General features: G+C 62.5%; 7 protein-coding genes. 3 read left to right on the top strand and 4 right to left on the bottom strand.

The annotated features are described in order from the left end of the window. Positions 1-14: 14 nt before the first annotated feature. Positions 15-224, top strand: coding sequence for a hypothetical protein (locus GX444_18600; protein ID NLH50590.1), 210 nt, complete (start codon positions 15-17; stop codon positions 222-224). 70 nt (positions 225-294) lie between these two features. Here the strand turns inward: GX444_18600 and GX444_18605 are convergent, their stop codons facing one another. Beyond that, positions 295-1,641: a hypothetical protein gene (locus GX444_18605; GenBank protein NLH50591.1), complete on the bottom strand. Its 1,347-nt coding sequence runs from the start codon at positions 1,639-1,641 to the stop codon at positions 295-297. Further along, positions 1,638-3,761, bottom strand: a complete 2,124-nt coding sequence (locus tag GX444_18610) for a glycoside hydrolase family 5 protein (protein ID NLH50592.1) — start codon at positions 3,759-3,761, stop codon at positions 1,638-1,640. Before GX444_18610 ends, GX444_18605 begins: the two co-directional genes overlap by 4 nt. A gap of 135 nt (positions 3,762-3,896) precedes the next feature. Between GX444_18610 and GX444_18615 the strand changes: the two genes are divergently transcribed. Continuing rightward, positions 3,897-5,711, top strand: coding sequence for a hypothetical protein (locus tag GX444_18615; protein NLH50593.1), 1,815 nt, complete (start codon positions 3,897-3,899; stop codon positions 5,709-5,711). Positions 5,712-5,886: 175 nt separating this feature from the next. Continuing rightward, positions 5,887-7,215, top strand: coding sequence for a hypothetical protein (locus GX444_18620; GenBank protein ID NLH50594.1), 1,329 nt, complete (start codon positions 5,887-5,889; stop codon positions 7,213-7,215). A 197-nt stretch (positions 7,216-7,412) separates the two neighbouring features. On the opposite strand, the gene tsf is transcribed toward GX444_18620, so the two are convergent. Continuing rightward, positions 7,413-8,267: a translation elongation factor Ts gene (tsf, locus tag GX444_18625; protein ID NLH50595.1), complete on the bottom strand. Its 855-nt coding sequence runs from the start codon at positions 8,265-8,267 to the stop codon at positions 7,413-7,415. 72 nt (positions 8,268-8,339) lie between these two features. Further along, positions 8,340-9,278 (bottom strand): 30S ribosomal protein S2, encoded by a 939-nt coding sequence (gene rpsB, locus GX444_18630; GenBank protein NLH50596.1) that lies wholly within the window; start codon positions 9,276-9,278, stop codon positions 8,340-8,342. Positions 9,279-9,592: the final 314 nt, after the last annotated feature.

Raw genomic sequence — 9,592 nt, forward strand, 5'->3', positions numbered from 1 at the left:
CGGAGGTAACGACAATGAAACTCGATATCCGCGTGCCGATCGGCGGCATGTTCACGATTCTGGGTGTGATCCTGACGATCTTCGGGCTGGTGACCGCGGGCAACGCCGAAATGTATGCCCGCTCGGCCAATATGAACGTCAACCTGGACTGGGGTGTCATCCTGCTGATCTTCGGCGTCCTGATGCTCATCCCCGGGTTGCGGGCGAACAAAAAGACTCAGTGACAAAGCGTAACCGTTAAAACAAACGGCCCTCGCTCCGGTGGGAGCGAGGGCCGTTTTCGTTAAGCGAAAATCAGAACTTGATGTCCATCAGCGCCTGGCCGCCGTAGATTGGATCCTTGGCGGCGAGGTCGATTTCGTTGCGGACCGCGGCGCCGGATTCGCCCGGCCAGAGGCCCGCGCCCAGCACCGTGAACGAGACATACGGCGCGTAAGGCGTCCAGGTCAGGCCCAGGTCGCCTTCGACGCCCACCGTGGCGTCATCGGCCAATTCGTCGGTTTGGATCGCCCGGCCGTAACCGACGACGCCGAACAGCTCCAGGCTTTCGATCGGCAGGTAACCGGCTCGGACGTCGGCCAGCAGCATGCCCGCGTGCTGGCGCGCGACGCGCTCGTCGAGGTTGTCGTACTGGTCCTGCAGCTCGTTTTCCGACAAGAGCAGCGTCGCGCTCTTCGACCAGCCGGAATAGGTGTAGCCGGTGTCCAGCAGGTCCGCGCGGTCGCCGTTGTCGCCCGAGAAGAAGAGGGCGTTGCCGCGCAGATTCGCCTTCGTCCACTCGGCCAGCACGCCGATCTGCGCCGCGTAGCCGAACAGGTCGACATCCTTGTTGTCGATGCCGCCGTTGCGGAACAGGCCCCATTGCAGGGCCAGATCGGCGTCGAGGGCGACGTGCCGGCCGAGCGGGCCGTCGGCGTGCACGCAGGGGTTGACCAGGTTCTTTTCGCGGCCGACCTCGGTCTTGTCGTTCCAGCCGTAAATCGCCGGAACAATCGCCCAATCGCCGGCGCGCATTTCGGCCTGGAACGCGTAGATGAACGAGTCGTGCTCGAAGTTGTTCTGTTCCAGTTCGGTGGCGGGCGGTTCGGCGGTGGTGCCTTCGTAAACCGAATCGGGCATCATCGCGCCCAGCAGCACCAGGCGGAGGTTGTCGAGGTCGTAATAGAGTTGCAGCGCGCCCAGGTGCCGGTCGAGGAACAGGTGGGTCGGGTCGTACAGGTATTGGTAGCCGGTGCGGACGCCGACCTGACCGGGCAGCAGCACGTCGGCCCAGATTTCGCGGGTCTGGAAGACGGGCACGTCGGCGGCGCTCGGGTCGCGTTCCTCGGCGTTGTTGCGGCTCCAGAGGTTTTCGCCGATCTGCAGTTGATAGCGCACGAGCACCTGCTCGATGGGGTTCCAGGTCATGCCCGGCCGCAGGATCGTCGCGAAATAGCCGACCGTCTGGCCGTTCTCGTCATAGAGCGGATCGGTGCGGTCGAAGTCGCGGTCGTTCTGGATCAGGAAGAAATTCCGGAATTCCACGTCGAACGCCGGCAGGTTCAACTCGGTGGAACCCTCGTTCTGCGCCCGGGCCGAACCGACGGTTCCGACCAACAGCAGCGCGCCGGCGAGCAAAAGCAGCAAGGTCGATTTGTTCATTGGCGTCCCTCCAACATCTTTTCGCCGTCGAAGTAGTAGTTCCAACTCGAATCGCCGTAATCGTCGTACGGCGGCCGGATGCGGATCGTGTGGCTGACGTTCGGGTCGTCGTCATAAGGATACCAATATAGGATTCCCCGCTCGGGATCGTAGAGGCAGCGGCCGTCGGAAACGTAGACGTAGAAGCCCTGGGCGAATTTCGCCTTCGGAATGGTGATTTCGGTCGGCGCCGACGATTCCAGGCCGAGCATCTCCAGATTGAATTCCTGGTAGGGGGTCGGTACGCCGGGCCGCGGGTCGTAGTAGGCCAGCGGCGAGTTGTATTTGTAGGAAACCAGCCGGCCCGAGGTGAAGCGCGGCGTGATGCGGCTGTAGGCGTCGCTGGCGCGCGGCTGCTGGTTGGTGTCGAGGATCGAGAAGTCCTCGCGGTTCCAGCCTTCGCCCCACAGCGCGGTGTTTTCGCTGGAGTAGCACCAGATCGAGCGGTTGATCAGGTTCGCCTCGAGGGTGTCGTAATAGTTGTCGATGATGTGGGCCGGCACGATGAAATCGGATTCGGTCGCTTTCTCGATGCCGCCCAGGTTGAAGTAGGTGCCGAACTCGCCGAGGATCACCGGCACGTTGCCCAGCGAGAAGGACGCCTGCTTGATCGCGCCGAGAATTCCCTCGCTGTAGTCGCGGAAACTGATTTCGTCGACGGTGAAGTCGCGCGGAGTCGGGTTGTAGCTGAGCACGAACGGATAGACGTCGGCGTAGTAGTGCGGTCCGAAAGCCAGTTGGTTGATGCCCTCGGGCGCGAGCATCGGCGTGATGTAAAAGCCGAACAACCCGGCCGTGTCGTCCAGCCCGATCGTCGACTCGATCACGATGATCGCGTCCGGATCTTCCGCCTGCACGGCCTGGCCGACCCGGCTGAAGAACGGCTGCAGGAAGTTCCGGTTGAAATTCGAGTTCAGCCCGAACGCCGCCGTCAGGTCGGGCTTGTAGGGGCTTTCGCCGAGCGGGAAGCCCGACGCCTCGAACTCGTCGGGAGTGCGCGGCAGTTCGACCCAATTCAGATACAGGTCGCGCATGATCACCAGGTCGCTTTCAGGCATGCCGCTGCGGCGCAATTGTTCCAGGACGATGTCGACCTGGTCTTCCACCTGCTGCTGGCTCAGAACGTTGTCCGTCGTGTCCTTGGCTTCCTGGTAGAGCAGGGCGTAGAGCGTATAGACGACGTACAGGCCGAGCGGTTCGTTGATCAGGTCGTAGCCCAGCACGTTCGGATACGACTTGACGCGTTTGACGATCTGGAGCCACGCGTTGGCGAAGGAATCCTGTAGGTAGTCCTGAACGTTCTTGCCGTCCACGAGGTAATTGGGATAAAGCGTTTTGCCCGCGAAGAAGGTGGCGGAACAGCGGGCGACGTCGAGCGACAGGAAATTGTCGACTCCCCAATGCAGGGGCAGCATGTCGCTGGTTTCGCGCTGGTCGCCGACCAGCGAGCGCGGCAGGCCCCACTGCGGGCCGCCGACGTTCTTTTCGGGCAAGCCCAGTTGCACCACCCAGCGCGGCGCGCCGTCGCCCTGGATCACGTCGTTGAACGGCGGCGAGGCGAAGTCCTCGAGGCCGGGCAGGGTCTCCAGTGCGTTGCCGCCGGAGTCGTCGACGTAATATTTGCGCAGCCAGCGCGAAAACAGATCCTGGTGCATGTCGAGCATCACGTAAATGCCGTAATCATTGGCCTTGGCGACGATCTGCTCGATGTAATCGAGATATTCCTCGTCGTACTCGCCGCTGACCTCGGGCTCCACGCCTTCCCAGATCACCAGCAGCCGGATGAAGTTGAAGCCCAGGTCGCGTAGCTTGGCGAAGTTGGCGTCGGCCTCGTCCAACGGAAACGGCTTGCCGGTGTAGGAGACCGGGTCGACCGTCGCGGGCAGTTTGGTGCTGCCGCTGACGTTGGCGCCGTGGAGAAAGAGGTAGCGGCCGTATTCGTCTTTGAAATAATTGTTTTGGGTGTGGATGCGGGTGATGCTGTGGGTGGCCTGATCGTCGAGGGTGTAATCGTCCTCGGCGCAGGCGATGCACCACAACAGGCATCCGAGAGCAAGGAATAGGGTGAGGCTTCGACGCATGGCGAGATCTCCTTTGTCGCGCCGGGGAGTCGCCCGCCCGGAAAAAGGTCGGGGCCCCCCGTAGAAAGTGGGCCTTTTGAGTCGAGTGCGTCTTGGTGTAACATAGGGCCGCTTTTTTGTGAAGGAGGCCGATGAATGCGTCGTTTGCATTGGTTGATGCTCGTGTTTCTGCTGGTGCTGTTTGCGGCTGCCTGCGACTCCGGCGACGATGACGATTCGTCCGATTCCTCCGGAGAGCCGGGCGACGACGACGATTCCACCCCCGCCTATTCCGATCCCTGGAACCACGAACCGGATCGCCCGGTCGTCAACGTGACGACGCCGCAACCCGGTGAGTTCGTCACCGGCGCCGTGGTCCCGGTCGCCGGCACGGTCACCGGCGTGGCAGTGGACGAGGTCATCGTCAACGACGTCGCGGTGCCCGTGGTCAACGGCGCGTTCCAGACGCAAGTCACCTTCGACGGCGGCGAAACGGTGCTGCCGATTTACATCACCGCGACCGGCGACGATTCGCCCTTGAGCGGCGCCCGCGTGGTCGTGATCCGCGGCGCGATGCTGCCGGCGGATCAACCGGTCGACGACGCCTTTTATCTGGCGCTCGGCGATCAGGCGCTGACGACGATCAACGCCTTGCTGGGCAACCTGCTCAACGATCTGGACTTGATGCCGCTGCTCGAGCCGCTCAACCCGATCATCGACAACGGCACGCTCACGGTCGAGATCACCGCGGCGGCCATCGGCGGCGCCGACTTCCAGGGCGCGTTTCTGGATAACGGCTTCGGCTTCCAGGGCGAGTTGCAGGACGTCGAACTCGGCCTGACCATCTCGCTGGGCGCGCTGCCGATCGAATTGAACACCACCATCGGTAAACTGGCGTTCCAGGGCCTGGCGGACATCACCGTCGCCGACGGCGAGGCGAACGTCACCATCACCAATTTCTCGATCAGCCACGAGGACGTCACGTTTGAAGGCTCGTTGCCGGCTGCGATCGGCGAAGGCCTGATCAACCTGATCCTCAACACCGTCGAGGGCCTGCTCGAGAACCTGATGGCCGATACGCTGCCCGGGCTGCTGGAAACCGCCCTGGCCGATTTCTCGGTGCAGACCACGCTGATCGGCTTCGATCTGGAACTGGGCCTGGCGGCGATCGACATCGGCGCCGGCGGCCTGGAAGCCGGTTTCGACCTGAACGTCTCCCTGACCGACCCCGATCCGTCGCTGCCCTGGCCGCGCGGTTCGCTATCGACACCCGGCGCGCCGCCCGATTTCGTCGGCGGCCGCCCGCCCGCGGCGCAGGATTTCGGCGTCGGCGTGGCGCTGGCCGACGATCTGCTGAACCGGATTCTCCTCGCGGCGGCGGATTCGCAGATCTTCGATCTGGCGATCGGCGCGGCCGGCCTGCAGGATGACATCATTCCGCTCGCGCTCAATGCCGGCACGCTGGCGCTGCTCTTCCCGAGTTTGGGCGCGGTCGATCCCGAAACGCCGGTGAGCATCGTGCTGCACGCCGAGGTGCCGCCGGTGTCGCTGCCCGGCGAAGACGGCAGCCTCTGGCTGAACATCCCCGACTGGCGGATGGACGTTTATCTGCATCCATACGGCGTCGCTCCCTGGCGGGCGATGGAATTGAGCCTGGACGCCACGTTCGCCATCGACGCCGACGCGGTGCAGAACGCGCTGGTGCTGGGCTTCCCGCGGCTGACCCTCAACATGCTGTTCATCGACAACCCGCTCAACGAGGATGCGCCGCTGGCCACTTTCCTGGCCGACTGGCTGGCCGAACTCTTGGGCGGCCTGCTCGACGTGATCTTCAGCAATCTGCCGATCGACATCCCGGCGCTCGCCGGCGTGAACGTCGACTTTTTGTGGATGAATACCGCGGGTTCGAACCAGGACTACTGGACCGCCTATCTGGGCCTCGGCTATACGCCGCCCGCGAAACTCCGCTGAACGCCGTTTGACGAACGCCGACGGCCGGGACTTCCCATCCCGGCCGTTTTTTTATGCGCCGGCAGGCCGGTGCGGCTTTCGTCCTTGACTTTTGTCCGCCGTCATTCATTATTTTTTTACCTACCTTGAGTGCGGGATGGTTGGAAAAATTCGCGAATCGAGAAAAGGAAGCCCGATGTCGAAACAATCTAACGTCTTTCGTTTTCTTTTCCTGCTGCTGCTCGGTTGTCTCTGGCTCATCGCCTGCGATTCGGCCGACGACGCGGACGACGATGAGTCGCCCACCGAGCAATCGGACGACGACAACGACGATTCCGCCAATCCGGCGGATGACGACGACGATACCACGCCGGCGGGCCGCGACGGCCTGCCCGGCTGGCATATCCTCGGTCCCGATTACGAGGAACCCGATCCCATCGACGGCATGAGCTTCGAGTGGGACTACTTCATGGTTCACAACGAGGACGGCTCGTTCACCGGCAGCGTCGGTTACCTGATCGCCAACCCCCGGCACCGCACCGATCTCTTCGGCAGCCTCGTTCCGCAGGGCGGCAACACCGCCATCGCCGGGCAATTCGCCGATGACGAGCGCGTCGCCGAATACAAGAATTTCGGCTACGACCATTTCTCCGCGTCGGCCGAGATTCGCGAATTTTCGGCGGAGGATACCGCCTCCGGGCAGTTCGGCCGGATGACGCCGTTGCCCGAGGAAAACGCGTTGCGGCTCGAAGGCCGCACCGCGAATTTCGAATGGGACCTGCACGTTTCGCAGGATTGGCCGGAACTCAGCGGCGGCATGGAAACCTTCGTGCCCGAGCACGGCGACGATGTCGGCAAGCTGCGCCCGACCGCGGAACAATGGAACGTGGACATGCTATGGCCGCTGACGAAGGTCGTCGGAACGATCACCAACCGCCAGACCGACGAGGAGATCGTCATCGACGGCCACGGGTATCGCGAAAATTCGTGGGGCCGGTGGGCGTTCAACCTGGGCGGTTGGGATTTCGCCGTGGCGACCGACCGTGCGGCGCAAGTGAGCTGGGCCTGGCAGACCTACCATTTCGAATCGACCGAACTGGATTACCTGGATCTCGGCTTCGTCCGCGACGGCGAATTGCACCTGGAGCATTTCCGGGCCGACGCCGGCCAGCTCGGTTGGCGGCACGACGACTGGCGCTTCGATGCGGTCGCTCGTCAGTGCGTCCCGCGCGACGCGTTGGTGATCGCGCAAAACGATCGTTACCGCGTGGAAGCGACGGTGACGGTGGACGTGAACGAGGCGCCGATGCTGTCGGACGCGACGGTCGCCACGAAGTGGTTCGTCATCTTTATCTTATTCCCGCACGTCTCCGGCACCATCGTCGACCGGGAAACCGAGGAAGTGGTGGCCGAGTTCAACGCCCAGGGCGGCGGGGAATTCTCCGTATACCGCACCGCGCAAGAGAGCATGACCGACGCGGAATGCGCGACGTGGGGCGAGACGTTCCAGTCGCCGCTGCCGTGAATATCACGCCAAATGATTGGCCTGGGGTGTTTCCGTGAGGGCATGGTCTCCACTGCCGCCTCGGCGACCGAGGCAAATAGTCGGCGGGGACGCCGGCGCTCCCAGGCGAAAGGAAGGATGGCGGGAGCAGCGCGGCAGGTAAAACGAAAAAGGCGACCCGTTGCCGGATCGCCTTTCCGATTTAATGATTGTGCGAACTACACCTGGCCGACCATCAGCCGCGCGAAGCGAACGAGGCCGACGCCTTCGGCCTTCAGCAGATCCTCGACCGTCTGTTTGCCTTCGGTGTCGCGGACGTAAAGCTGCTTGATCAGGCAGTTGTCCTGGTAGAACTTCGCCAGCTTGCCCTCGGCGATCTTGTCGAGGATTTTTTCCGGTTTGCCGGCGGCCTTGGCTTCCTCGCGATAGATTTCCTTCTCGTGTTCCAGCACGTTGGCGGGAACGTCGGCGATGTTCAGGTACTGCGGTTTGGAAGCGACGATCTGCATGCCGAGGTTCTTGCCCAGCACGAACACGTCCTTGCCCGCGACGCCGGTCATTTCGCTCAGGCCGATGGCCGTCGCGCCGGTGTGAACGTACAAGCCCAGTTTGTTGCCCGGCGCCGCCTGCCATTGCAGGATGCGGCCGATGCGGATGTTTTCGCCGAGCTTGGCCAGCATTTCACCCAGCAGATCGTTGATCGTCACGGCCGGATTGCCGGTCATTTTCTCGTTTTTGACCGCCTCGACATCCAGGGTGCCGGTGACGTCAACGTGAGCGGCCAGCTCCTGCGCCAATTTGATGAAGCCCTCGGTTTTCGCCACGAAATCGGATTCGCAATTGAGCTCCACGCAGGTGAACTTGTCGGCGCCGGCGCTCAATTTCGTGCCGAGATATCCGTTGCTGGCCGCGCGATCAGCCCGCTTGGCGGCCTTGGACAAGCCGCGTTTCCGCAGCCAATCGACGGCCTGTTCCATGTCGCCGGCCGTTTCCTGCAAAGCTTTTTTGCAGTCCATCATGCCGACACCGGTCTTATCGCGCAGCTCCATTACCATTTTGGCATTGATTTCCATCGACCGCTCCTCTTCTTAAAACAGGTTGTCGCCGGGCGGCGATCCCGTGGCGCGACCCGGCGTTTCGGTTGCTTATTCTTTTTCGGCTTCCGGCGCTTCGGCGGTTTCCGCGGCGTCCTCGCCCTCTTCCAGCAGGCCGTCTTCGTCGTACTCGGCCGCCACTTTCTGGGCGTCCGAGGCGCGCTTGCGGCCGCGCTTCACTTCGACCGCCACGCCTTCCGGCGGCGCCGCCGGCGCGGCTTCGCCCTCGGTCTTCACCGGGACCGGTTGCGGCGCGGGTTTGTGACGGGCGGGGGCTTCATCCTTGGTGCGGCGCTGCCGCAGGTTTTCCTCGAAGACCTGCTTGCCTTCGATGGCGGCGTCGGCGATGGCGCTGGTGAAGAGTTTGATCGCCCGGATGGCGTCGTCGTTGCTGGGAATGAGGTAATCGATCGGATCGGGGTCGCAGTTGGTGTCGGTGATGGCGACCACCGGGATGCCGAGCTTGTTGGCTTCGTGAACGGCGATGTTTTCCTTGCGCGGGTCGATCATGAAAATGATCGCCGGCAGCTTGTCCATGTTGCGCAAGCCGCCCAGGCTGCGTTCCAGCTTGACCAGCTCTTTCGACAGCTTGAGCTGTTCTTTCTTGGTCACCGGGCCCCAATTGCCCTTGTCCCGCATTTCCTGCAGGGAGATCAAATGTTCGATGCTGTGGCGCACGGTCACGAAGTTGGTCATCGTGCCGCCCAGCCACCGGTTGTTGATGAACCACATCCCGCAGCGATTGGCTTCCTCGGCGATGATTTCGGCCGCTTGCTTCTTGGTGCCGATGAACAGCACGTTGCCGCCATTGGCCACGGCTTCGACGACCGCCTGATGGGCGCGCTTGAACAGTTGCGCGGTCTTTTGCAGGTCGATGATGTAAATGCCGTTACGGGCGCCGAAGATGTAGGGTTTCATCTTCGGGTTCCAACGCTTGGTTTGGTGGCCGAAATGAGCGCCGGCCTCCAGCATCTGCTTCATGGAGATCATGGAATGTCCCTCCGGTTAATGTCGCCGGCGTTCTTCAACCCCAACGGCAATCCCATCGCGGGATGGGACACCGGCCGGTTGGGTCGGATCGTCGGCCTTCGTTAAAGACACAAAAGCCACTAAAGAGGCGCGTATGTACCATGAAAGCGGCCGCGATGCAATAGCCGCCGCCCGAATGTGTATTAGCTTAGCGACTTTGTCCCCTGTAACTGCTTAGCGATTATGTCCCCCATGAAGAAGGACATGATTTCGATGACTCCCAAGGAGTTACAGCGGATGAGGTTGCTGGTCTGCGTCCTGGAGGGGCAGCTGCC

Source organism: Myxococcales bacterium (assembly GCA_012517325.1).
Lineage (GTDB): Bacteria > Lernaellota > Lernaellaia > Lernaellales > Lernaellaceae > JAAYVF01.